Source organism: Rhodococcus sp. NPDC058532 (genome assembly GCF_042719255.1).
In the GTDB taxonomy this organism is placed as follows: domain Bacteria; phylum Actinomycetota; class Actinomycetes; order Mycobacteriales; family Mycobacteriaceae; genus Rhodococcus_G.
Window position 1 is genome coordinate 105,417 of record NZ_JBHXNU010000002.1, and the last position, 22,183, is coordinate 127,599.

Below are 22,183 nucleotides of genomic sequence, written 5' to 3' on the forward strand. Positions count from 1 at the left end.
CACGGGCGGCGGAGCCGCGTCAGCTGAAGACGACGGTCCGGCGGCCGTGCACCAGTACCCGGTCCTCGAGGTGCCAGCGCAGTCCGCGGGCGAGCACCAGCTTCTCGATGTCGCGTCCCTGTCGGACCATGTCGCGGACCTCGTCGGAATGGTCCACCCGGATCACGTCCTGCTCGATGATTGGGCCTGCATCCAACTCCGCGGTGACGTAGTGGCAGGTGGCGCCGATCAGCTTCACGCCCCGCGTGAAGGCCTGGTGATAGGGGCGGGCGCCGACGAACGACGGCAGGAAGCTGTGGTGGATGTTGATCGCGCGGCCGGCCCAGTGCTCGCATAGCTCGGCGGGCAGCACCTGCATGAACCGGGCAAGGACGACGGCGTCCGGGGCGTGGACGTCGACGAGCTTGCGGACCTGCTCGAACGCCGGGCCCCGGTCGGCCGGGTCCTTCGGGAACGACACGTAGTGGAAGTCGATGCCGTGCCTGCGGGTGACCTCCTCGAGGTCCGGATGGTTGCCGATCACCGCGGCGATGTCGGCGGGGAGCTCGCCGCCCGCGGCGCGGCCGAGCAGATCGTGCAGGCAGTGGCCCTCCTTGCTGACCAGCAGCACGATCCGCTTGCGCTGACCCGAATCGTGCAGGGTCCACTCGGTGTCCGGACCCAGCTCGGTGGCCACCGCCGCGAACCGTTCCCGCAGCTCGTCCAGTCCGAGCGCGATCGACGACGCGCGAACGGCCTGCCGGGTGAAGAACCAGCCGGAGTCCGGGTCGGCGTGATACGCGGCCTCGACGATCGACCCGCCGACGTCGGCGAGGAACGTGGAGATGCGGGCGACGATGCCGGTCCGGTCGGGGGTGCCGAGGGTCAGGACGTAGCGGCGGTCGTCGGTTTCGGAGGGCCTACTCATGCGCACAGTCTGGCAGGTGTCTGACCGGTCCGGCCCCCAACCCGGCGATCGCCGTCAGTGCACCACCACCGCGGTCGCGACGAGTGTCCCCGCGTCGACGACCTCGACATCACGCTCGGTCAGCAGCGCGAGGAACTCGACCCGAACCGCAGCAACGGTGTCGGCGGCCAGGGCGAGCAGCGGTGCCCGCAACGCGGTCCCGAGCACCAGATCCCACGCCAGCTCCGGGGTTGTGGGCAGAAGATTCGATAGCTCGGTGACCTCGACGGATCCCGCGCCATAGGCGGTCAGCCAGGAGCGAAGAGCGTCCGGGGTGTCGAGCCGCGTCGACGCCGTCGGGGGGTCCGGCGGCCGGGACCCCGGCGCCAGCCGGGCCAGCGCGTCCGCGAACGCGGAGCCGACCTGGTCGAGCGCGCCCCGCCGCCACACCGTGACCCCGACCTTCGCGACCGGACGCAGCAGCCGCACCAGCCGGGCGACGGCCGCCGTCGGATGGGGCAGGAGGTGGACGCCGTGCGAACAGGAGAGCACGTCGTAGCGACCGCGCGGCACGCTGCTCGGTGGCTCCCACGCGGCGGCGTCGGCCCGCACGAAATCGATGTTGTGCAGTGCCCGGTCGGAGGCGGCGAGGCGCCCCAGCTCGAGCAGGTCGTCGGCCCGGTCGACCGCGTGCACCAGCCCCGTCGGTCCGACCGCGGCCGCGGCGGGCAGCGCGGCGGCGCCTGCGCCGCAGCACACGTCGAGCACCGACTCGCCGGGCCGCAGCCGCAACTGGAATGCCAGGGCCGCACCCGCCGGACCCCACACCGTCGGTGTCAGCCTGCTGAACTCGGTCGCGCCCGCATTGCGCACGGCGGTGAGATCGTCGGCACCCATGCAGTCACGGTAGTCCTCGGCCCTCGCGGGCAGAACCGTCAGAGAGCGTAGAACGCTCGCGGATAACGGAACTCGCCGCGCAGCTCGGGCGTCCACGCGTCGAGGGCCCGCACCTGGAAGTGGCTCACCCAGTCCGGAACCCCGGGATCGATCGACAGGTCGGCGGCGGGCACGAAACCGAATCGCGGATAGTAGTCGAGGTGGCCGAGCAGTGCGACGAGGGGCTCACCGAGTGCGTCGGCGCCGCCGAGTCCGGCGTGCATCAGCGCTGATCCGACACCGCCACCCTGCGTGTCCGCCGCGACCCCGATCGGCCCGAGCGCGAGCGCCGGGCGTTCGCCGACGGTGCCGCGGGTCAGGCAGACGTGCCCGACCACGCGTCCGTCGGCGCCCTCGGCCACCAGCGACAGGGCGGGAATCCAGGCATCCGACGCCCGCAGCGCGGCCACCAGGGCGACCTCGACCGGTTCGGTGGCGCCCGGCGGGGTTTCGTTGGCGAACGCCGAGCGGTGCACGGCGGCGATGGCGTCGATATCGGTTGCTCGTTCACGGCGGATCAGCACCGGTCGAGTCTGGCCTCTCGAGGCGCGGGCCGCAACGGAATTTCGGGCGCGGCTGGCCCTCAGGACAGGGCGTCGGTGGCCGCGTCGGTGGCCGCGTCGGTGAACCCGGCGGCGAACGAGGCGTCCGGCGCGATCGGCGTGATCACGTCGATCAACACCCCGCCGGGGCCGGCGACGATGAAGTGCCGCTGCCCGAAGGCCTCCGAGCGGAGCGGCAGCACCGCCTCGAGGTCGCCGTTCGTCACCAGTCGGCGATGCACGTCGTCGACGTCGTCGACCTCGATGTTGAGGATCAGGCCGCTGGTGCAGGTGCCGCGCAGCGCGGCGGGAACCGTCTCGTGATCGGCGTCGAGGACGGCGAGTTCGTGGCCGTCGCGGATCAGGCTGACGTACCAGTCGGCCTCGAACGCCGGGAGGAAGCCGAAGTGCTCCCGGTAGAACCGGGCGGTGGACTCGACGTCGCGGGTCATCAGGACGGGGTACACGCTGGTCACGGACATGGCGGGGTTCCTCTCGGAGGTTTACATACAGTGTGTATGTATAAATCCATACATACACGCTGTATGTAAACTGGGCAAGCAGGAAAGGGGTGACGGCATGGCGCGCGCCAGCAGGCAGCAGAGTGAGGCGACGGCCGCGGCGATCCTCGACGCGGCCCGCGGCCAGTTCGGTCGGCGCGGGGTCGCCGACGTCGGACTCGACGAGATCGCCGCGGGCGCGGGCGTCACCCGCGGTGCGGTCTACCACCATTTCGGCAGCAAGCGGGGAGTCTTCCTCGCCGTCCATTCCGACGCCCAGGCGCAGGTCGCGGCCGCGATCACGGAGGCAACCGACGGGATGACCGACCCGTGGGAGGCGCTGGGGACGGGGTGCCGCGCGTTCCTCGAGGCCTCGGTTCGCGACGACGTCCGGCGGATCCTGCTCGTCGACGCGCCCGCGGTGCTCGGCTGGAACGACTGGCGCGAGCAGGACCTGCGCCACTCCGGTCGGCTGCTTGCCGGGGTGCTCGCCGACCTCGAGGCCGCGGGCCTGATCGAGGTCGGGAACGTGCAGGCCTGCCAGGCGTTGCTGTCCGGTGCGATGAACGAGGCGGCGTTGTGGGCGGCGTCCCTCGGCAGCGCCACCGAGGGAATCGAGCAGGCGTGGCCGCTGCTGCGGCGCATGCTCGACGCGCTGCGACCCTGACGACGGGGCTGCCCCGATCCCGGCGCGCCGCATGCGAAGCTCGTCCGGTGACCGAGAACCTCACCCGCGCCCGGGTCGCCGCGATGGTTGACCACACCCTGCTCAAGCCGGAGGCCACCGCAGTCGACGTCGCGTCCCTGGTGGCGGAGGCGGGCGAGCTCGGCGCGTACGCGGTGTGCGTGTCACCCTCGATGCTGCCGGTGCGTGCCGACGGCCCGAAGGTGGCGGTGGTCGTCGGGTTCCCGTCCGGGAAGCATCACTCCCTCGTCAAGGGAGCGGAGGCCCGGCTCGCGGTCGAGCAGGGGGCCGACGAGGTGGACATGGTCATCGACATCGGCGCCGCCGTCGCCGGCGACTACAACGCGGTGCTCGCCGACATCCTCACCGTCCGCGAGGGCATCGCCGATGTCACGATTCTCAAGGTCATCCTCGAGACCGCGGCACTGCCCGACGCGGCGATCGTCGAATGCTGCCTGGCCGCGGAGCGGGCGGGCGCCGACTTCGTCAAGACGTCCACCGGCTTCCATCCGGCGGGCGGCGCGACCGTCGACGCCGTGCGCCTGATGGCGGCGACGGTCGGTGACCGGCTCGGGGTCAAGGCCAGCGGCGGCATCCGGACCGCGGACGCCGCCCGCGCGATGATCGAGGCCGGCGCAACCCGGCTCGGCCTGTCGGGGACCCGTGCCGTGCTGGACGGGTTCCCGCCCTAGTCACATCAGGATCGAGCAGCTATCCGGCACCGCCTGGGTCTGCGCGCCGGGCTGCGGCGCGGGCATCGTGTACGCGCCACCCGCGAGCGACAACTGCAGGCCGCTGTCGGTGACGGTGAGGGACTGCGCGGTCATCCCCAGCGGGAAGGACTGCAGGCTGCTGGTCAGCATGTCGACGATGCCGCTGACCAGGTCGGTCGGCAGTCCGAGGCCGAGGATCTCCGCGCCGACGGTCTCCACCTGGACGACGCCGCCGGACACCGTCGGCCGGACGGTCAGCTGCGCGAGGTTGCCGAGAACCTGGAACTGCAGGGTGCCCGCGGCCGCGTCCGAGGTGACGGCGCTGACGAGCGAACCGAACGACTCGCCCTGAATGGTGGCGGCGATGCCCTCGGTGGACCAGTCGATGTCCGCGGTTGAACTGCCGACCGTGCCGCCGGAGGTGGCGGAGGTGGTCAGGTCGAGGTCGTTGACCCTGGCCTCGACGTGCATGTCCTTCGCCGGGCCGAAGCTGGAGTCGTCGCTGGCGATCGTGACGTACGGGACCTTCTTGTCGATCGCCTGCAGCAGCACCGGCTTGGGACTGAGCCCGAGATCCACCTGGGAGCCGAGCTGGCTCTCGAACTGCGATGCCAGGCACTGCTTGACGTTGTTCCTGAGGTACAACTCCCCGCCGATCAGGACGGCGACGAGAGCGACGATGACGACCAGCGCGATCGTCAGCGCCCGGGTGCGCTTGGTCCGCGTGCTCGCGGTGGGGGCCTGCGTCGTGGAAGCCATTGCACGGATTCTTCCGTAGATTCCTGAGTCCGTTCTGAGAACACACGGGACGATTTCGTGTGGAATCACCCACGCGCGTCGATGTGACGCACACCACAATATGGCCGTAGTCTGTCGACTATGGACGAGACCCCGGTAAGGGATGAACGCGACGGCATCCTGCGGGAGCGGGCAGGCGCGCAGGACGGCTACTTCACCCCGGCGCAGGCCAGGGCCTGCGGGTATTCGGCGGAGGAGATGGCCGACGCGGTGGTCGCCGGGGTGTGGTCGCAACCCGACCCGGGAGTGTTCCGGCTGATGCCGTGGCGGTCCGGTGACCTCGACGACGTCGCGCGGTGCTGCGTCCGGCTCGACGGCGCCGTCGTCTCCCACCAGAGCGCCGCCGAGCTGCACGGGCTCGGCCATCTGCATCCCAGCTTCCTGCACGTGACCGCGGCCGACGACGGGCATCCGCGTCTGGAACGGGTCGCGGTGCACCACAGCGAGCTGGCCCTCGGCGACACCGAGCACACCGGCGCCTTCCGGATCACGACACCGCTGCGGACGGTGCTCGACCTCGCGGACGGCGGGGTGTCGCAGTGGGTGCTCGACGAGGTGGTCGGCGACGCCCTCGCGATCGGCCGACTCGACCGCGACGAACTGGAGGCAGGCTCCGACGTGGGGACCACCCGGGTGCGTCAGCGGGTGCGGCGGGCGCTGTCGGCGTGGGCGTGACCGCGGGCAAGCGGGTCAGCTGCCCGACGGCGCGACGACCGACCACGGCACCGTGAGCACGTTGTCCCGCAGGCGCCTGCGCGGAACCTCCACCGGTATGCCCTCCGCGCGCAGCATGTCCAGGGTGGCGCGCCACCGGACCCGTGGCCCGAACGGGGCGTTCGGGGCCGCCGCCGCCCACGCGCGATCGGCGGCGCGCAGCAGCTCGTGCACCCCCTCGCCGGGGACATTGCGGTGAATCAACGCCTTCGGTAGCCGCTCCGCCACGTCACCGGGTCGGGTGACGTCGAACGGATCCCACGCCAACGTCAGCGACACCGGGCCGTCCTCGGCAACTAGCACCCACGCGCAGCGTCGCCCCAGTTCGTCGCAGGTGCCGTCGACGAGCAGCCCGCCGGGGGCCAGCGACGACCGGATCCGCGTCCACGCACCGGCGACGGCGTCCTCCGGGTACTGCCGGAGCACGTTGAACGCCCGAACCAGCACCGGCCGCAGGCCCGCGAGTTCGAAGCCGCCGCGGGCGAAGCTGACCCCGTCCCGGCCGGGCACCACCCGCGCCGGATCGATCTCCAGGCCGACCACTCGCAGGTCCGGCCGGACGGTCCGCAGCCGGGCGGCAAGCTCGAAGGTGGTGTCGGGACGGGCGCCGTACCCGAGGTCGACGACCAGCGGGTCGGGGGCGGACCGGAGCAGGTCCGCGATGCGGGGGCGGTGCATCAGCCAGCGGTCGCTGCGCCGTAACCGGTTGATGCCGGTGGTGCCGCGGGTGATGACGCCGTCCGGTTTGGCGGCGCGGTTCATGGTGGGCCGCGGCTACTGCTTGGCGAGCCAGTCGGCGGTGACCTGGGCCTCGGTCCGGAACAGGTCGACGAGGTTGACCAGCATCAGCTGCTCGAGCTTGCCGCCGACGAACGGGATGAACACTTTCGCCTCCGACGACGTCCGCAGGGTCGACCCGGTGTCGGTGCCGAACAGCGACATCGTGCCGGACAGGCTGCCCGGTCCCGCCGGGATGGATGCCTCGTAGGTGCCGGTGACCGGGTCCCCGAACGCGCTGTAGTGCTCCTTGCGGGTGATGATCATGTCCTTCTTCATCACCGTCTGCGCGATGTCGGGCAGGGAGCTGCGGGGAATCACGTGATGGAAGACCAGGTCGACGCCGGAGTCGGTGACCTCGAAGGACTCCACGTCGTTGTCCGAGAACTTCCGCAGTTCGATCATCCGCGCCTCCCAGTAGTCCCGGTCGGCCAGCGCGGCGTACACCTTCTCTGGCGAGTGGGTGTACCGGGCGGAGTAGTCGATGCGGCGAGCCATGACCGGCAGGTTACCGGCTCGGCACGCATCGACCACACCGGTCCGATGGCGGGATCAGGCGTTCGCGGCGACCCATTCCTCGACGGCGGCCTGGTCGCGGCCGAGGATCTCGACGACCTGGTCGGCGACCATGCCCTCGACGGCGCCACCGATCAGCTTGATCGCGACCTCGACGTCACCCTCGAGGGTCATCGTCGACTGCGCGCCTGCGTCGGTGAGGACGGCGGTGCCGGAGGCGGTGATCGGCAGCCCGGTGGTGGTGACGGTGAACTTGCCGTTGGCCTGGCCGTTCTCGAACGGGCCCCAGGCCTCGCCGCGGGTCAGGACCAGGTCACCCTTGACGGCCTTGGACACCAGCGACGGCAGCGAGTCCTTGTCGAGGACCTGGCTGATCTGGCAGTCGACCGTGCCCGGGCCGTCCTTGAGGTGGTCCAGGGTGACGCCGTTCTCGGCGTTCTTCTCGACGCGGGGGAGCCAGAAGTCGCGGCTGGTCAGTGCGTGGTGGACGGCCGCTGCGGGCGCGTTGTAGGTCAGGGTCAGTTCGATTCGGCGTGACATAGTCGGGCAGATTACATGCCCTTCGAACTACTTGTTTCCACTCAGCCAGGCGGCCGTGAACTCGTCCTCGTGCCGGAGCAGTTCCTCGATCCGGTCCGCAATCACCGCCTCGACTTTGCCGCCGATTAGCGGCAGCGACACCTGCACCCGGCCATCCAGGGTCACCGTCGCCCCGGTGGCGTCGCCGTCCAGCGTCAGGGTGCCGGTCAGCTCGCCGGGCAGCCCCGCGACCCGCGCCGTGAACGTGCCGGTCGCGCGGTCACCGGCGAGCGGCCCCCAGTCCTCGGTGCGGCTGATCTCGAGGTCGCCCGGACGGATCTTCGTCACGATCGACGGCAGCTGTTCGGCGGGAATCGTCTGCGTCATCTCGACGGCGATCGTGGCCTCGCCGACGTCGACACGATCCACCCGCGCATGCTCCCCGCCCGCCTCGGCGATCCGGTCCCGCCAGTACCCCTCGCTGGTCAGGGCGGCGTGGACCCGCGCCACCGGCTGGGGATAACTGGACGAATGCGGAATGCGGCGGGCCATGCCGGGCACGCTACCGTGTGCAGTCGTGCGGGTAGCGGAGGACGTGGCGGCCGAGTTCGGCGCCGAACTGGATGTGAACGTGCCGATGTCGCGGCTGACGACGTTGCGGGTCGGCGGCCCCGCCCGCGCGATGCTCACCTGCCGCACCGCCGAGGCCGTCGCCGGGGTGGTGCGGGCGCTGGACACGGCCGGGGTCCCGGTGCTGATCCTCGGCGGGGGCTCGAACCTCCTTGTCTCCGATGCCGGCGTCGACGCCGTCGTCGTCCGCGTCGCGAACGACGGGATCCGGCTCGATGCCCGGGTGGTGGCCGCGGAGGCGGGGGCAGGCTGGGACGACGTGGTCGCGGCAGCGGTCGCCGCGGGTCTCGGCGGGCTCGAGTGCCTGTCCGGGATCCCCGGCTCCGCGGGCGCGACCCCGGTGCAGAACGTCGGCGCGTACGGCGTCGAGGTCGGCTCCCTGCTGCGTCGGGTCCGACTTCTCGACCGCACGTCAGGGGAGGTGCGCTGGGTCGAGCCCGCCGACCTGGGACTCGGATACCGCACCAGCATTCTCAAGCACACCGACGCCGCGGTCGTCTTGGCGGTCGAGTTCGACGCCGCCGCCGACGGTCTCAGCGCGCCGCTGCGGTACCGGGAACTGGCGACCTCGCTCGGGGCGGAGGAGGGCGAACGGCGGCCGGTTGCGACGGTGCGCGAGGCGGTCCTGCGGCTGCGGTCCGGCAAGGGCATGGTCCTTGACGACGGCGACAACGACACCTGGAGCGCCGGTTCCTTCTTCACCAATCCGGTCGTGGCCGACGATCACCTGCCCGGCGTCCTTGCCGCGATCCGCTCCCGCCTCGGCGACGTCGCGGTGCCCCGCTACCCCGGCGCCGGTGGCACGAAACTGTCGGCGGGCTGGCTGATCGAGCGGGCCGGATTCGGGAAGGGGTACCCGGGCCCGGACGCGCCGGCCCGGCTGTCGACGAAGCACACCCTCGCGCTGACGAACCGCGGCACGGCGTCCGCGACGGATCTGCTCGGGTTGGCGCGGGACGTCCGCGCCGGGGTAGAGGACGCCTTCGGGGTACGCCTGGAACCGGAGCCGGTCACGGTCGGGTTCACGGTGTGACCAGGTAGGCACCGGTACCGGCGGTGATCGTCGGTACCGTGGATTGCGTGGCTGAACAGGGTATTCGGACGAAACGGACACGCCGGTTGACGGTGCTCGCACTGCTGACGGCGGTGGTCGCGCTGATCGCCGGGTGCGCCTCGGGTGCCGTCGACCCCTCGGCGCAGCCCGCGAAGGACCCGGCCGCCGTCGTCACCCAGACGCCGGCCGACGGCGCGGACGGGGTGAGCCCGACCGCACCGGTGACCCTGAGCGTCACCGACGGCACCCTGCAGGGGGTCGCGCTGACCAGCCCGTCCGGCAAGATCGTGCAGGGTGCGCTGTCGGCGGACCAGCGGACCTACACGGTCACCGAACCCCTCGGCTACGACGCCACCTACACCTGGTCCGGCACCGCCGTCGGCACCGACGGCGACTCGGCGCCCGTACGCGGCGCGTTCACGACCGTCGCCCCGCGCTCGGTGACCTCCCTGACCACCTACATCGCGGACGGGCAGGAGGTCGGCATCGCCGCCCCGGTCATCCTCAAGTTCGACGCCCCGGTCGCCGACAAGGCCGCCGTCGAGAAGGCGCTGACGATCACCACCACCCCGCCCACCATCGGATCGTGGGCGTGGCTTCCCGACGACGGCGGCTCGCGGGTGCACTGGCGCCCCCGCGAGTACTGGACGCCCGGCACCGCCGTGCACGTCGCCGGGAACCTGTACGGAGTCGACTACGGCGACGGCGCGTACGGCGAATCCGACTTCACCCTCGACTTCACGATCGGCCGCGGCCAGATCGTCAAGGCGGACGCCACCAGCCACCGCATGCAGGTCGTCCGCGAGGGCGAGACCATCATGGACATCCCGGTCAGCTATGGCGAGGGCAACGAGGACCGGAACGTCACCCGCAGCGGAATCCACGTGGTCACCGAGAAGTACGAGGACTTCCTGATGTCGAACCCGCCGTACTACGAGAACGTCCGCGAACGCTGGGCGGTGCGGATCTCGAACAACGGCGAATTCATCCACGCGAACCCGCTGACCACCGGGGTGCAGGGCGCAGCGAACGTCACCAACGGCTGCATCAACCTGTCGATGTCCGACGCGGCCGAGTACTTCGGGACCGCGCGGTACGGCGACCCCGTCGAGGTGACCGGCACCCGCATCGACCTGTCGGCCGCCGACGGCGACATCTACGACTGGGCGATCGACTGGCCGACCTGGCAGTCGATGTCCGCGCTGCCCGCCGCCGCGACCCCGGTCGCGGCGCCGGCAGGCTGACCCGCGCTACTTCCTGGCGAACCGGCCGGGGGCGGCCTGGTCCCGCGGCTTCATGATGATCTGGTCCAGGTTCACGTGCGAGGGCCGGGACGCGACGAACCCGACCACCTCGGCGACGTCCGCGGCCACCAGGGGCGTGATGCCCTCGTACACCTTCGCGGCCCGCTCCTCGTCGCCGTCGAACCGCACCAGGGAGAACTCGGTTTCGACGGCGCCGGGCGCGATCTCGGTCAGCCGCACCGGCTGACCGAGCAGTTCGCCGCGCAGGGTCCGGTGCAGGACCGCCTGCGCATGCTTCGCCGACGTGTAGCCGGACCCGTTGTCGTACGCCTCGAACGCGGCAACCGAGGTGATCGTGACGATCAGGCCGTCGCCCGACGCGATCAGCTTCGGCAGCAGCGCCTTCGTCATCCGCAGGGTGCCGAGGACGTTCGTCTCCCACATCCAGCGCCAGTCGTCGAGGTCGGCGTCGGTCACCGCGGCAAGGCCCTTCGCGCCGCCCGCATTGTTGACGAGCACGTCCACCCGCGGCACGACCGCGGCAAACGCGTCCACCGAGTCGTCGTCGGTGACATCCAGTTCGAGTGCGGTGCCGCCGATGTCCTCGGCGAGCCGTTCGAGCCGGTCAACGCGACGGGCCCCGACCACCACGTGGAAGCCCTGCGCCGCCAGCGTGCGGGCGGTGGCCTCCCCGATACCGGAGCTCGCTCCGGTGACGACGGCGACTTGATCCTGCGGCGAAATGGTCATGGCCCTCAGCGTAGGCGCCTCTAGTCGGCCGCGTACTCGGCCTCGCGTTCGATCTCCCGCACCGCGGCGGGTGGGACGCCGACCGGTCCGGGGGAGTACGTCACCGCGGTCAGCTTCCCGGTGTACCGGAACGGTCCTCGGCGTTCTCGCAGTTCCCACGACACCGGCCCGCGGGCGTCGACACCGACCGAGATGCCGGTCCACGGCGCCATCCCGACGAGCTGGACCTGCCCGAGCAGACGAGCGACGTCCTCGCCGTCGACGCGGATCGTGAAGTCCCACCGAAGCCGTCGGGCCACCACGGCGGACACCTCGATCCGCCGGGTGCCCGGCGGCAACGGCCCGGCGTCGACGCAGGCGTAGCGACCGTAACTGTTGACGCCGAACACCAGGTGACCGTCCTCGACATAGAGCAGGTACCCGCCCTGCACGTCGCCGTGGGCGACCAGCACGCCCTCGTCGCCGGCTACGTACGCCGTCAGATCCACCCGAATATCGAAGTCCCGGAAGGCGATCAACTGAGACGACCGGTACCGCTCCAGGGTCGGTGTCCCCGGCACGATGCGAACCGGACGGGCCAGCGTCAGCTCGGCAGGACGGCGGGTGGCCAACCCCGCCGGGGTGAGCAGCGGGAAGACGGTGTTCGCCCATGCCGACTCGTCCCACGCGGCGGCCAGCTCGGCCACCGTCTCCGGATACCGGTCCGCGACGTCGTGGATCTCGGTGGGGTCGGCCCGCACGTCGAACAGCTGCCACCGCGGGGCGTCGACGTCGCCCTCCGGCCGCAGGGCCAGCAGCTTCCAGCCATCACGGTAGAACCCACGGTTCCCGACCATCTCGGTGTACTGCTCGGTGTGGGTGCTCGATGCTGCCCGGTCGTGCAGCATCGCCGATGCGTCGACACCGTCGAATGCCTTGACCTGCACCCCCTTCCGGTGGCCGGGAACGCCGACACCCGCGAGCGAGAGCAGGGTGGGGGTGAGGTCGGTGACGTACGCGAACTGGTCCCGGACGCCGTTGTCCCCGTGCCCCTTCCGCAGACCCGCCGGCCAGGACAGCACGAACGGCACCCGGACCCCGCCCGCGAACGACTGCCCCTTGTAGAACCGGAACGGGGTGTTCGACGCCTGCCCCCACCCCCGCGGATAGTGCACGCCCAGCCGCGCCGATCCGATCAGCGCCTCGTCGTGGGGGACGTCGCCCGCCCACTCCGGGTCGGGGACGCGCGCGAACTCGGCGAAGTAGCTGCGCGTCCCCTCCGGGCCGCCCTCGGCGGTGCCGCCGTTGTCGGAGGTGAACACGACGATGGTGTTGTCGAGCTCGCCGAAGTCCTCGATGGTGTCCAGGATCCGCCCGACGGATTGGTCGACCGAGTCGACCATCGCCGCGTACACCTCCATGTACCGGGCAAACCGGGCCCGCCGGTAGGCGTCGAGGGAATCCCATTCGGGCACATCGAATCCGGGCTCGACGTTCCGGGGAACCTGCTCGGTCCCCGCCGGGAACAGGCCCTGCGCGAGTTGCGAGGCGAAGCGGCTCTGCCGCACCGCGTCCCAGCCCCGCGCGTACCGGCCCCGATACTTGGCGATATCGGAGTCCTTGGCCTGCAACGGTCCGTGCATCGCGACGTGGGCGAAGTACAGGAAGAACGGCTTATCCGCGTCATGGGCGCGCAGGTCCCTGAGGTACGACACCGCCTTGTCGGTTAGGTCGTCGGTCAGGTAGTAGCCCTCCGGGTACTCCTCGATGTCGACGGCCGAATTGTCCGACACCAGCTGGTTCGGGTGGAAGAACGAGTTGAGTCCCTCCAGCGAACCGTAGTAGCGGTCGAACCCGCGCTGCGTTGGCCACGAGTCCCGGGTCGCGCCGGGGCGGAGGTTTGCGTCCCGGACCAGGTGCCACTTGCCGACCGCGTACGTCGCGTACCCGCCGGCCCGGAGGATCTCCGGCAGGGTCTGGGTGTCGTCGGACAGTTCCAGCCGCAGTCCGGGGAATCCGGGGTCCGCGTTCGCCACGAAGCCGTAGCCGGCGCGGTGCGGGTTCAGGCCGGTCAGCAGCGCCGCCCGGGACGGCGAGCACAGCGGGGTGGTGTGGTAGTTCGTCAGTCGCACACCCGAGGCGGCAAGCCGGTCGAGGTGGGGGGTGTCGATCTCGGAGCCGAACGGGCCGATGTCGCTGAACCCCATGTCGTCGACCAGCACGACGACGATGTTCGGGGACCCCGGCGCTGCCGCCGGTGCATCCGGCCATGCGGGGGTCGAGTCGTCGACGGTGCGGCCGATGCGGCCGGTGAAGCCCTCGTAGCCTCGGGCGTGCGGGGGGACGGTCATCAGCCCGCGGCCCGCACCGGGGCGTCGATGGGTGAGTAGTGCGAGGCGTCGCCGGAGACGATCCGGCTGCGCTCGCCGTGCACGTCGACCGGGATATCGCCCGCGAGGGTGATCCGGGTGAGGCGCCGACGCTGGCCGTCGTAGTCGTCGATCGCGTAGTGCTGGGTGGCCCGGTTGTCCCAGATCGCGACGTCGCCTGCCTCCCAGTTCCACCGGGTGGTGTTCTCCAGCTTGGTGATCCGCGCCTGCAGCAGCTGGAAGAGCGCCTGCGACTCGGTGGTGCCGAGGCCGACGAAGCTCTTGACGAAGTGGCCGAGGAGGAGGGATCGTTCGCCGGTCTCGGGGTGCACCCGGACCACCGGGTGCCGGGTCTCGTAGTAGGTGGACTGGAACTCGTCGAGGTAGTCGGAGGTGGTCGCGTTCACGTCCTCTGCGGTGCTCGCGGCGTAGTCGTAGACGTTGGTGTGGGTCGCCCACAGATGCTCGACCAGCGCCTTGAGCGGGTCGGGGAGGGCCTCGTAGGAGGCGGTGGTTGATGCCCAGGTCGTTGAGCCGCCGTACGGCGGCAGCACCTCGGCACGCAGGATCGACGCCTTGGGGATCCGATCGACGAACGTGACGTCGGTGTGCCAGCTGTTGGCGCGGCCGTATTCGGAGTCGATCGGCAGGATGCGCTCTCCTCGGGAGGTGACGGTCGGGTGCGCGGTGGTCGGCTCGCCGAGCAGCCGAGCGAACTCGTACTGGCCGTTCTCGTCGAGATGCTGTTGGCCGCGGAAGAAGATCACCTTGTGCTCGAGCAGGGCGGTGCGGATCAGGTCGATCGTGGTCGGATCGAGGTCGCCGCCGAGGGTGATGCCGTCGATGCGGGCACCGATGCGGGCGCCGAGTCGGGTGACGGACGGGGTGGCGGGCCTGGCCGGGCGGGAAGCGAAATCGAGGGACATGAGGGACCTTTCGTCGTCGCTGAGCGGAAGGGCGGTTCGTGGTTCCCATGGAACCGGGGCGGGTGGCCGCGGCCAAGGGTTCCGGTCACCGTGATCCCAACCGCGGGCCGACACGGGTATTTCCCCTCGCTTGCAGGAGAATTCGGTGGGTGTTACGTTCTCGCCCATGACTTCCGGCAGCCGTACCCCGATGCGGGTCACCTACGTGACCGCCGCTCTGGGTTCCCGCTTGCCTCATGCGCGGGAACTGTGTTGTTCCCCCAGCGGTATTTCTCGCTAGCCCGCGCCGCCGCCTTCCTCTGCGACACCGCCCGCACTCGTCGGGCGTGACCGGCCGTTCCCGGGACCCCCAGGGACGCGGCCGGTTCCGTCGGCAGCGCGCTCCGACCGTTGGCCGTGTCCTGTTCAGGACGAAGCGCAAGGAACTCGTGTGTCCACTTCGACCCTGCCGTCCGCTGCCCGCTCGCCCCAGTTCGTCCGCCGCCCCGTCCGCCCCGTCCGTCGCCCCGCAGCACCCGCCCCGATCGTTCGACCCGACCTGTGGGTGGGAGATTCGCCTGCCGCTGCCGTGTTCCGGGTCGCCCGCGCGCGGGGGCCGGTGTCCCGCGACGCCGCGGCGCGGGCCACCGGGCTGAGTACCGCGACCGTGAACCGCCAGGTGGCCGCGCTGATCGACGCCGGCCTGCTCAGGGAGCGCGCCGACCTCGCCATATCGGGTGCGGTCGGCAGACCGCGGGTGCCGTTCGAGGTTGACCACGAGCCCTACCTGACCGTCGGCGTGCACATCGGGGCGGTCGTCACCGGGATCGTCGCGATCGACCTCCGGGGTCGGATCCTCGGCGGTGTCGAGGTTCCCACCCCGACCGGGCCGCAGGACCTGGCGCTGGCGCGAATCGCCAACAGCGCGCGGGCGTTCGTCGGCCGCTGGCATCGGCGTCGGCCGCTGTGGGTTGGCGTCGCACTCGGTGGCCGGGTCGATCCGGTGACCGGCCTCGTCGATCATCCGCGGCTCGGGTGGTCCGGGGCGCCGGTCGGGCCGGCCATCGGCGGGGGACTGGGCCTCCCGGTGTCGGTGGCGCCGCACGTCGAGGCGATGGCGGCGTCCGAGCTGCTGCTTGCGCCGCATCGCCCCGGTGACGACGCCGCGGTCGGCACCGGCCTGTACTTCTATGCGCGCGAAACCGTGGGAGTCGCAGTGACAATCGACGGTCGGGTGCACACCCCGACGAACGGACCCGGATCGATCGCGCACCTGCCGACCGGCTCGTCGACGCCGTGCCCGTGCGGCGCGCGCGGGTGCCTCGAGGCAACGGTGGGCGACCGCGCGACGATCACCGCCGCCGCCGACGCCGGGGTGCCCGGCATCGCCGCCGCCGACGCGAGCATCGGCGCGGTGTATCGAGCGGCCGCGTCCGGATCCCGTGCCGCGCAGGAGCTATTGGTCGAGCGGGCCCGGATCCTCGGCCGGACGGTCGCGATGCTGCGCGATCTGTTCAACCCCGACCGGGTGATCCTCGGCGGGCAGGCCTTCACCGAGCACCCCGCGGGAGTTCCGCACGTCGCCGAGGCCTTTGCGCGGACATCGACCCTGTCCCGCACGGACATTCGGATCACCGGCTTCGGCAACCGGGTTCAGGAGTTTGCGGCGGGCGTCGTCTCGCTGAGCTCTCTGTACGCAGACCCCCTCACCTCCATCAGAAGGACGAACCACCAGTGAGCACTTCACCTCTCGGCACACATCTCGATCGGCGCACCTTCTTCCGCGGCGCCGGGATCGCTGCCGCCGCGATCTTCGGTACCGGACTGCTCGGCGCCTGCGCGTCGGCCGTCGAGGAACAGCAGGCCGGTGCCGCGGGCGCCGCCGAACCGGTCCGCGGCGGAACCCTCAAGGCGGGGATCTCCGAGGACGTGCTGCCCGCGACCTTCCTGACCAACACCGCCGGGTCGACCGTCGTGATCGGGCTGGCCTACGACAGCCTGATCAGCTACCCGCACGACCGGGTCGAGCCACGACCGCGGCTCGCGACCGGGTGGCAGCTCGCCGCGGACGGGCTCTCGCTGTCTCTCGACCTGCGCGACGACGTGACCTTCCACAGCGGTCGCCCCTTCACGTCGGCGGATGCGGAGTTCTCGATCCGCACGTACGCGGACCCGAAATGGACGGCGCAGCTGCGCGGCACGGCCGCCGCGATCACGGCCTTCGACACCTCCGATCCGCACCGGCTGGTGCTCGCCTTCGCGCACCCTCTTGGCAACATCTTCGATCTGCTGGACACGGTCCCGATCCTCGACCGGGAGTCCATCGACAGGCTCGCCGCAGGCGAGGCCTTCATCGGGACCGGACCGTTCCGGCTCACCGCGCGCACCCCGAACACCGCGCTGACGTTCGAACGCAACGAGAACTACTGGATCCCGGAGCGGCCCTACCTCGACCGGGTCGAGGTGTCGGTGATTCAGGACGCGCAGGCGTTGCTCAGCTCGCTCCGCTCCGGTCAGGTGCAGCTGGCCAACGGACTGAACTACCGGGACGTCGAAACGCTGGGCAGCACCGCCGGCTACCAGGCTATCCCGCTGGAGGGGGCCGAACTCCAGGTGTACGTCGGCACCAATGTGACGCACCCGGCGCTCGGCGATCTCCGGGTGCGCAAGGCCATCGCCCATGCGCTGGACCGCGACCGGATCGTCACCGAGGTGTTCCGCGGCTCGGGCTACCCGGTGAACCTGCCGTGGCCGAAGTCGTCGCCCGCATACGACGAGGCCCGCAACTCCACCTATCCCCGTGACCTCGCCGCGGCGAGGGACCTGCTGACGGAATCCGGTGGTGCCGTGCCGAACCTGACCCTGTCCTACGGGGCGGGCAATCCGTTCTACGAGGCGACCGCGCAGATCGTGCAGGCGAACCTCGCCGATATCGGTATCGCGACCACGCTCGACCCGCAGGAGTACGCAACCTTTGTCAAGAATCTGATCGGTGCACGCTTCCCCGGGTTGTGGGTCACCTTCCATTCGTGGGCGCAGTACGTGCCGTCCACGCTGACGGTCAGCGCCTACCCGTTCAACGCCCGCAAGAACGCATCCCGCTTCGACAGTCCCGAGTACGTCGCGGCCGCCGACGCGGCCTGGCAGGTGCCGGACGGCACCAGCGCCGAGGCCATCGCCGCATACGGGGCGGTGAGCGACGAACTGCTCGACAACCTGTTCCTGATCGAGATCGGCGTGATCCTCAACCAGATTGCGGCGGCCGAAGCGGTGCAGGGCATCTCGTGGACCAAACGGTCCGAGCTCCAGCTGACCGACACCTACCTCGCCTGAGAAAGGAGCCTGCCATGATGCGCTACCTCGCGCGTCGGGTGCCCTCGGCTGTGGTGGTCCTCGTGGTGGCCTCACTGCTGATCTTCTTCGTGCTTCGACTCGTCCCCGGTGATCCGGCCAGCACCCTCGCCGGCCCGGATGCGACACCGGAAACCATTGCCGCGGTCCAGAATGCGCTCGGCCTGGATCGGTCGATTCCCGCGCAGTACCTGTCCTGGATCGGGGGCGTTGCGACCTTCGACCTCGGCAGCTCGTTCGTTCTCGGCGGTCCGATCGCCGACCTTGTCGGTGCCGCGCTCGTCAACACCGTCGTGCTGGCGGTCGCCGCCCTGCTGCTCGCGGTGGTGGTGAGCCTCGCGTTGTCCGTCGCCGTCGTCGTGTGGCCGACGCGCTGGCTCACCGGGTTGGTCGCTGGCGTCAACACCCTCGCCGTCGCCCTTCCCACCTTCGTGACCGGCGTCCTGCTGGTGCTGGCCTTCGCGGTGCTGGCTCCCGTGCTGCCGGCGGGCGGCGTCCCCCCGGACGGGTTCCTGGCCCGCCCCGACATCTCGCTGCAGTACCTCGCGCTGCCGACGATCTGCCTCGGTCTGCCCGTCGCCGCCGCGCTGACCCGTTTCCTCACCGAGGCTCTGCGCACCGAGATGCGGCAGCCGTACCTGCTGACCGCCCGCGCGCTTGGGGTCTCGCGCTGGAACCTGGTCACCCGCAGCGCATTGCGCAACGCCCTACCGACGATGCTGACCGTGCTCGGGCTGCAGACCGGGCAGCTGCTCGGCGGCGCGGTGCTCGTCGAGGCGATCTTCGCGTGGCCCGGCATCGGACAGTTGATCGAACAGGGCATCAGCCGCCGCGACTATCCGGTGGTGCAGGTGCTGCTGCTGATCGCGGTGTCGGTCTTCGTGATCGTTCAGCTCGTTACCGATGTTGTGCACGCCTACCTGGATCCGCGGGTCCGGATCGGGGGAGCGTCATGAGCGTGTCCGAGATCGAGAGCCCCGCGGTCGCGGACCGCACGCCACCCGCCGCACCGGCCCGACGCGGTTCGGCGCTCGTCGCCCTCACCCGCGGGCAGGGGCTGGCCGGCGTGCTCCTGGTGCTGGCGGTGTCGGCGGCGGGCCTGCTGGCGCACTGGATCGCACCGTTCGACCCGACCGAGCAGATCACCGGGGCCAACCTGCTTGGCCCGAACGGGACGCACTGGTTCGGCACGGACGAGGTGAACCGGGACGTGTACTCCCGTGTGCTGCACGGAATCCGGATCAACCTGCAGATCATCCTGATTGCCGTGCCGATCGGCGCGGTACTGGGTTCGCTGCTCGGCCTCGTCTCGACGCTGCACCCGGCGGCGGACGTCGTCGCGCAGCGGGTGTTCGACGTCGTGCTCGCGTTCCCCGCGCTCATCCTCGCGATCGCCCTTGCCGCGATCGTCGGCCCCGGCGCGGTGACCGTCGGGATCGTGATCGTGGTCGCCGAGATCCCCGCGTTCGGTAGGACCGTGCGGACCCAGGTACTCCGGATCCGGGAACTGCCGTTCGTCGAGGCGTCCGAGGTGATCGGGGCGTCCCGCTGGTGGACGTTGCGCACGCACGTACTGCCGAACGCCGCCGAGCCGTTGGCCGTCCAACTGGCGCTGGCGATGTCGGTGGCGGTGTTCGTCGAATCCGGGATGAGCTTCATCGGGATCGGCGTCCGGCCACCGGCACCGTCGCTGGGCTCGATCGTCGCCGATGCCGTCCCGAATCTCGACGCGAACCCGGCGTTCGTGGTCGGTCCGCTGGCCGTCGTCGCGGCGCTGGTGCTCGGATTCCTGCTGATCGCCCAGGCCCTCGGCTCCGCCCGCCGGTCCTGACCCACCCCCCACCCCTCCCATCCACCCATCCACCCGCCCCACCCCGCACCCACCCATCCCACCCACCCCGCCCGTCCCACCCGCCCGACCTGTCCCACCCATCTCACTCGCTCCACCCGCCCCACCCGCCCCACCCCGCCCTGAGCGAATGTGGGATTCGGTCACTCAGAGTGACCGAATCCCACATTCGGTCGGCGGGGGAGGGCAGGGCGAGGGAGGACAGGGCGGGGGAGGGCAGGGCGGGGGAGGGCAGGGCGGGGAGAGCAGTAGGAGTAGACGACGATGACCGACCCGATCCTCGACATCGCACAGCTGTCCATCCGGTTCGGACCACACGACCGGCCCGTCGTGTCGGATCTCGACCTCACTGTCCGCGCGGGCGAAATCGTTGCGCTGGTAGGCGAATCCGGCTCGGGCAAGTCCATGACGGCGCGGGCGGTGCTCGGTCTGCTGCCGGACGGCGCGGCGGTCGACGGCTCGATCCGGCTCGGCGGCGAGCAGGTCGTCGCCGCGCCGGAGGAGGCGCTGACGCGGCTGCGCGGGACCCGCGCCGCGATGGTGTTCCAGGAACCGCAGACGGCGCTGAACCCGGTCCGCACCGTCGGCTGGCAGATCGCCCAGGCGCTGCGGGCGCGCGGCAGGATCTCCCGCGCCGCGGCCCGGACCCGCGCGATCGACCTGCTGCGGCAGGTCGAGATCCCCGAACCGGAGGTGCGCGTCGACTGGTTCCCGCATCAGCTGTCCGGCGGGCAGAAGCAGCGGGTGGTGATCGCCCTCGCGCTGTCCGGCGGACCCGATCTGCTGATCGCGGACGAGCCGACCACCGCGCTCGACGTGACGGTGCAGGCCGAGATCCTGGCGTTGCTGCGGTCGCTGCGCGACGAGCGGGGGACCGCGATCCTGGTGATCACGCACAACATGGGTGTCGTTGCGGACATCGCCGATCGGGTTGCGGTGTTGCGGCGCGGTGTCCTCGTCGAGGACCGCGGTGTCCATGACCTGTTCTCGGCGCCACGGGAGCGGTACACCACCCAGTTGTTGGCCGCGGTGCCGCGACTGCCCGAGCCCGGTGACGGCACCCCGGTCGCGGACGTCGCGTCGGGTGCTCCGGTGCTGCGGATCCGCGACCTCGACGTCGTCTACCCTGCCCGGCACGGGAACACCGCGTTCCACGCGCTGCGCGGGGTGAGCCTCGAGGTGTCGGCCGGGCAGGTGCTCGGCCTCGTCGGCGAGTCCGGGTCCGGCAAGACCACCCTCGGCCGCACGGCCGTCGGTGCGGTGCGGCCGAGCGCGGGTGCGGTGACCCTGGACGGGACGGACCTGGGTTCGGCGACGCCGCGCGAACTCCGCGGTCTGCGCAGGGGAGTGGCCCTCGTGCACCAGGATCCGGCGGCGTCGCTGGATCCGCGTCGGAGCGTTGGCGATTCGATTGCCGAGCCGCTCGTGGTGCACCGTGCGGCCTCGGGCGCCCTGCTCCGGGCGCGAGTGGCGGACCTGCTCGATGCGGTGCGCCTGCCGCGTGATTTCGCGGGCAGGCGCCCGGCCGAACTGTCCGGTGGACAGCGGCAGCGGGTCGCATTGGCGCGGGCCCTCGCGTTGGTGCCGCGACTGCTCGTCGCGGACGAGCCGACCAGCGCGCTCGACGTGTCGGTGCAGGCCGAGATGCTGGCGCTGTTCGAGGACCTCCGGCAGGAGTACCGCTTCGCCTGCCTGTTCATCAGTCACGACCTCGCCGTCGTGCACCGGGTCGCGGACCGGGTTGCGGTGCTGCGGCACGGCGAACTGGTCGAGATCGGTGGCACCGCAGAGGTGTTCGGCAACCCGCGCGACGCGTACACCCGAGGCCTGCTGGACGCGGTCCCGGTACCCGACCCGGTGGCGCAGCGCCTCCGCCGCGACGGCGCGGTGGTGCTGTCCGCCGCGGGCTGACCCGGATCAGGCGGTGAGCACGGCCTGCGACTGCGTCACCTGCGCCACCAGCCGACCCTCGTCGTCGCGCACCTCGACCGCGACGGCGATGGTGGATCGCCCGACGTGTAGCGGTCGCGCGGTCGCGGTGACGGTGCCCTTGCGGACCCCGCGGGTGAAGACGGTGTTCGAGCTCGTCGTCGACGTCGCCGCCCCCGGCGGCAGGTTCAGGAACGCGCACACCGCACCGACGCTGTCCGCGAGGGTCATCACGGCGCCGCCGTGCATTCCGGCGCCCGCGGTGGTGCGGTGGGAGTCCCAGTCGAGGGTGCCGACGGTTTCCTCGGGAGCGGCCGCGGTCAGGGTCACCCCGGTGTGGACGGCGAATGGCATCGACGCGGTCAGCTGATCCAGATCCATGCTCGGATGGTAGCCGCGGATCCCCGCACGAAGGTGGTGATGGAGGCGTCGCCTCCGCTCCGCCCCCTTCACCATATCGCCGACCCCGGGGCTTGCGGCAAGGCCCCGGTGGTGCTGCAGACTCGCCTGCTGCGGGCAAGCGGACGCCTTGCCGGA

The 22,183-nt window shown here is 71.0% G+C and carries 23 protein-coding genes; 10 read left to right on the forward strand and 13 right to left on the reverse strand.

Translation table 11 applies throughout. The annotated features are described in order from the left end of the window. Nucleotides 1-19: 19 nt before the first annotated feature. From purU to ACFWQG_RS03300, 4 genes are read right to left on the reverse strand one after another with little or no spacing between them, the layout of a single operon-like run. Nucleotides 20-907 (reverse strand): formyltetrahydrofolate deformylase, encoded by an 888-nt coding sequence (purU, locus tag ACFWQG_RS03285; RefSeq protein ID WP_378506158.1) that lies wholly within the window; start codon nucleotides 905-907, stop codon nucleotides 20-22. A 54-nt stretch (nucleotides 908-961) separates the two neighbouring features. After that, nucleotides 962-1,783, reverse strand: coding sequence for a class I SAM-dependent methyltransferase (locus ACFWQG_RS03290; protein WP_378506159.1), 822 nt, complete (start codon nucleotides 1,781-1,783; stop codon nucleotides 962-964). A gap of 38 nt (nucleotides 1,784-1,821) precedes the next feature. After that, a complete protein-coding gene (locus ACFWQG_RS03295) occupies nucleotides 1,822-2,346 on the reverse strand; it encodes a GNAT family N-acetyltransferase (RefSeq protein WP_378506160.1) in 525 nt (174 codons plus the stop codon). Nucleotides 2,347-2,405: 59 nt separating this feature from the next. Next, nucleotides 2,406-2,846: a VOC family protein gene (locus ACFWQG_RS03300; protein ID WP_378506161.1), complete on the reverse strand. Its 441-nt coding sequence runs from the start codon at nucleotides 2,844-2,846 to the stop codon at nucleotides 2,406-2,408. Between the two features lie 97 nt (nucleotides 2,847-2,943). Here ACFWQG_RS03300 and ACFWQG_RS03305 point away from each other — a divergent pair, with 97 nt between their 5' ends. Together ACFWQG_RS03305 and deoC are read left to right on the forward strand one after the other, a co-directional pair. After that, nucleotides 2,944-3,531 (forward strand): TetR/AcrR family transcriptional regulator, encoded by a 588-nt coding sequence (locus ACFWQG_RS03305; protein WP_378506162.1) that lies wholly within the window; start codon nucleotides 2,944-2,946, stop codon nucleotides 3,529-3,531. Between the two features lie 83 nt (nucleotides 3,532-3,614). After that, on the forward strand, nucleotides 3,615-4,241 hold the full coding sequence (deoC, locus tag ACFWQG_RS03310; RefSeq protein ID WP_378506396.1) for a deoxyribose-phosphate aldolase: 627 nt from the start codon (nucleotides 3,615-3,617) through the stop codon (nucleotides 4,239-4,241). Here the strand turns inward: deoC and ACFWQG_RS03315 are convergent, their stop codons facing one another. Continuing rightward, nucleotides 4,242-5,021 carry a DUF2993 domain-containing protein gene (locus ACFWQG_RS03315; RefSeq protein WP_378506163.1) on the reverse strand — a complete coding sequence of 260 codons (780 nt, stop codon included), beginning with the start codon at nucleotides 5,019-5,021 and terminating at the stop codon, nucleotides 4,242-4,244. It lies immediately after the preceding gene. 120 nt (nucleotides 5,022-5,141) lie between these two features. Here ACFWQG_RS03315 and ACFWQG_RS03320 point away from each other — a divergent pair, with 120 nt between their 5' ends. Continuing rightward, a complete protein-coding gene (locus ACFWQG_RS03320) occupies nucleotides 5,142-5,735 on the forward strand; it encodes a hypothetical protein (RefSeq protein WP_378506164.1) in 594 nt (197 codons plus the stop codon). A gap of 15 nt (nucleotides 5,736-5,750) precedes the next feature. Here ACFWQG_RS03320 and ACFWQG_RS03325 read toward each other — a convergent pair whose 3' ends face one another. From ACFWQG_RS03325 to ACFWQG_RS03340, 4 genes are read right to left on the reverse strand one after another with little or no spacing between them, the layout of a single operon-like run. Beyond that, nucleotides 5,751-6,536, reverse strand: a complete 786-nt coding sequence (locus ACFWQG_RS03325) for a class I SAM-dependent methyltransferase (RefSeq protein ID WP_378506165.1) — start codon at nucleotides 6,534-6,536, stop codon at nucleotides 5,751-5,753. Between the two features lie 12 nt (nucleotides 6,537-6,548). After that, nucleotides 6,549-7,049, reverse strand: coding sequence for a DUF2505 domain-containing protein (locus tag ACFWQG_RS03330; RefSeq protein WP_378506166.1), 501 nt, complete (start codon nucleotides 7,047-7,049; stop codon nucleotides 6,549-6,551). 54 nt (nucleotides 7,050-7,103) lie between these two features. After that, complete coding sequence (locus ACFWQG_RS03335; RefSeq protein WP_378506167.1) at nucleotides 7,104-7,607, reverse strand: DUF2505 domain-containing protein; 504 nt, start codon at nucleotides 7,605-7,607, stop codon at nucleotides 7,104-7,106. A gap of 27 nt (nucleotides 7,608-7,634) precedes the next feature. Next, complete coding sequence (locus ACFWQG_RS03340) at nucleotides 7,635-8,138, reverse strand: DUF2505 domain-containing protein (protein WP_378506168.1); 504 nt, start codon at nucleotides 8,136-8,138, stop codon at nucleotides 7,635-7,637. Here ACFWQG_RS03340 and ACFWQG_RS03345 point away from each other — a divergent pair. Together ACFWQG_RS03345 and ACFWQG_RS03350 are read left to right on the forward strand one after the other, a co-directional pair. Next, nucleotides 8,137-9,249: a UDP-N-acetylmuramate dehydrogenase gene (locus tag ACFWQG_RS03345; protein WP_378506169.1), complete on the forward strand. Its 1,113-nt coding sequence runs from the start codon at nucleotides 8,137-8,139 to the stop codon at nucleotides 9,247-9,249. The genes ACFWQG_RS03340 and ACFWQG_RS03345 overlap by 2 nt on opposite strands. A gap of 47 nt (nucleotides 9,250-9,296) precedes the next feature. Next, entirely contained in the window at nucleotides 9,297-10,514 is a 1,218-nt protein-coding gene (locus ACFWQG_RS03350; RefSeq protein ID WP_378506170.1) for an Ig-like domain-containing protein, read from the forward strand. A gap of 6 nt (nucleotides 10,515-10,520) precedes the next feature. Here ACFWQG_RS03350 and ACFWQG_RS03355 read toward each other — a convergent pair whose 3' ends face one another. From ACFWQG_RS03355 to ACFWQG_RS03365, 3 genes are read right to left on the reverse strand one after another with little or no spacing between them, the layout of a single operon-like run. Further along, nucleotides 10,521-11,264 carry an SDR family oxidoreductase gene (locus ACFWQG_RS03355; RefSeq protein WP_378506171.1) on the reverse strand — a complete coding sequence of 248 codons (744 nt, stop codon included), beginning with the start codon at nucleotides 11,262-11,264 and terminating at the stop codon, nucleotides 10,521-10,523. 20 nt (nucleotides 11,265-11,284) lie between these two features. After that, nucleotides 11,285-13,594: an arylsulfatase gene (locus ACFWQG_RS03360; RefSeq protein ID WP_378506172.1), complete on the reverse strand. Its 2,310-nt coding sequence runs from the start codon at nucleotides 13,592-13,594 to the stop codon at nucleotides 11,285-11,287. Continuing rightward, nucleotides 13,594-14,538: a TauD/TfdA dioxygenase family protein gene (locus ACFWQG_RS03365; protein WP_378506173.1), complete on the reverse strand. Its 945-nt coding sequence runs from the start codon at nucleotides 14,536-14,538 to the stop codon at nucleotides 13,594-13,596. Before ACFWQG_RS03365 ends, ACFWQG_RS03360 begins: the two co-directional genes overlap by 1 nt. Nucleotides 14,539-14,968: 430 nt before the next feature. Between ACFWQG_RS03365 and ACFWQG_RS03370 the strand changes: the two genes are divergently transcribed. From ACFWQG_RS03370 to ACFWQG_RS03390, 5 genes are all read left to right on the forward strand, one after another. Continuing rightward, nucleotides 14,969-16,255, forward strand: coding sequence for an ROK family protein (locus ACFWQG_RS03370; RefSeq protein ID WP_378506174.1), 1,287 nt, complete (start codon nucleotides 14,969-14,971; stop codon nucleotides 16,253-16,255). Then, entirely contained in the window at nucleotides 16,252-17,850 is a 1,599-nt protein-coding gene (locus tag ACFWQG_RS03375; protein WP_378506175.1) for an ABC transporter substrate-binding protein, read from the forward strand. Before ACFWQG_RS03370 ends, ACFWQG_RS03375 begins: the two co-directional genes overlap by 4 nt. A 14-nt stretch (nucleotides 17,851-17,864) precedes the next feature. Further along, nucleotides 17,865-18,824, forward strand: coding sequence for an ABC transporter permease (locus ACFWQG_RS03380; RefSeq protein WP_378506176.1), 960 nt, complete (start codon nucleotides 17,865-17,867; stop codon nucleotides 18,822-18,824). Beyond that, on the forward strand, nucleotides 18,821-19,699 hold the full coding sequence (locus tag ACFWQG_RS03385; protein WP_378506177.1) for an ABC transporter permease: 879 nt from the start codon (nucleotides 18,821-18,823) through the stop codon (nucleotides 19,697-19,699). The genes ACFWQG_RS03380 and ACFWQG_RS03385 overlap by 4 nt, the downstream gene beginning before the upstream one ends. Nucleotides 19,700-19,981: 282 nt before the next feature. After that, nucleotides 19,982-21,628, forward strand: a complete 1,647-nt coding sequence (locus ACFWQG_RS03390; protein ID WP_378506178.1) for a dipeptide ABC transporter ATP-binding protein — start codon at nucleotides 19,982-19,984, stop codon at nucleotides 21,626-21,628. Between the two features lie 6 nt (nucleotides 21,629-21,634). Here ACFWQG_RS03390 and ACFWQG_RS03395 read toward each other — a convergent pair whose 3' ends face one another. After that, entirely contained in the window at nucleotides 21,635-22,027 is a 393-nt protein-coding gene (locus ACFWQG_RS03395) for a PaaI family thioesterase (protein ID WP_378506179.1), read from the reverse strand. Nucleotides 22,028-22,183 lie beyond the last annotated feature (156 nt).

Coding starts and splice junctions, on each gene's coding strand:
- ACFWQG_RS03335 (WP_378506167.1), bottom strand. CDS start 7,607: ATGTCACGCCGAATCGAACTGACCCTGACCTACAACGCGCCCGCAGCG.
- ACFWQG_RS03355 (WP_378506171.1), bottom strand. CDS start 11,264: ATGACCATTTCGCCGCAGGATCAAGTCGCCGTCGTCACCGGAGCGAGC.
- ACFWQG_RS03390 (WP_378506178.1), top strand. CDS start 19,982: ATGACCGACCCGATCCTCGACATCGCACAGCTGTCCATCCGGTTCGGA.
- ACFWQG_RS03315 (WP_378506163.1), bottom strand. CDS start 5,021: ATGGCTTCCACGACGCAGGCCCCCACCGCGAGCACGCGGACCAAGCGC.
- ACFWQG_RS03325 (WP_378506165.1), bottom strand. CDS start 6,536: ATGAACCGCGCCGCCAAACCGGACGGCGTCATCACCCGCGGCACCACC.
- ACFWQG_RS03360 (WP_378506172.1), bottom strand. CDS start 13,594: ATGACCGTCCCCCCGCACGCCCGAGGCTACGAGGGCTTCACCGGCCGC.
- deoC (WP_378506396.1), top strand. CDS start 3,615: ATGGTTGACCACACCCTGCTCAAGCCGGAGGCCACCGCAGTCGACGTC.
- ACFWQG_RS03380 (WP_378506176.1), top strand. CDS start 17,865: ATGATGCGCTACCTCGCGCGTCGGGTGCCCTCGGCTGTGGTGGTCCTC.
- ACFWQG_RS03340 (WP_378506168.1), bottom strand. CDS start 8,138: ATGGCCCGCCGCATTCCGCATTCGTCCAGTTATCCCCAGCCGGTGGCG.
- ACFWQG_RS03365 (WP_378506173.1), bottom strand. CDS start 14,538: ATGTCCCTCGATTTCGCTTCCCGCCCGGCCAGGCCCGCCACCCCGTCC.
- ACFWQG_RS03330 (WP_378506166.1), bottom strand. CDS start 7,049: ATGGCTCGCCGCATCGACTACTCCGCCCGGTACACCCACTCGCCAGAG.
- ACFWQG_RS03305 (WP_378506162.1), top strand. CDS start 2,944: ATGGCGCGCGCCAGCAGGCAGCAGAGTGAGGCGACGGCCGCGGCGATC.
- ACFWQG_RS03345 (WP_378506169.1), top strand. CDS start 8,137: ATGCCGGGCACGCTACCGTGTGCAGTCGTGCGGGTAGCGGAGGACGTG.
- ACFWQG_RS03385 (WP_378506177.1), top strand. CDS start 18,821: ATGAGCGTGTCCGAGATCGAGAGCCCCGCGGTCGCGGACCGCACGCCA.
- purU (WP_378506158.1), bottom strand. CDS start 907: ATGAGTAGGCCCTCCGAAACCGACGACCGCCGCTACGTCCTGACCCTC.
- ACFWQG_RS03320 (WP_378506164.1), top strand. CDS start 5,142: ATGGACGAGACCCCGGTAAGGGATGAACGCGACGGCATCCTGCGGGAG.
- ACFWQG_RS03395 (WP_378506179.1), bottom strand. CDS start 22,027: ATGGATCTGGATCAGCTGACCGCGTCGATGCCATTCGCCGTCCACACC.
- ACFWQG_RS03300 (WP_378506161.1), bottom strand. CDS start 2,846: ATGTCCGTGACCAGCGTGTACCCCGTCCTGATGACCCGCGACGTCGAG.
- ACFWQG_RS03290 (WP_378506159.1), bottom strand. CDS start 1,783: ATGGGTGCCGACGATCTCACCGCCGTGCGCAATGCGGGCGCGACCGAG.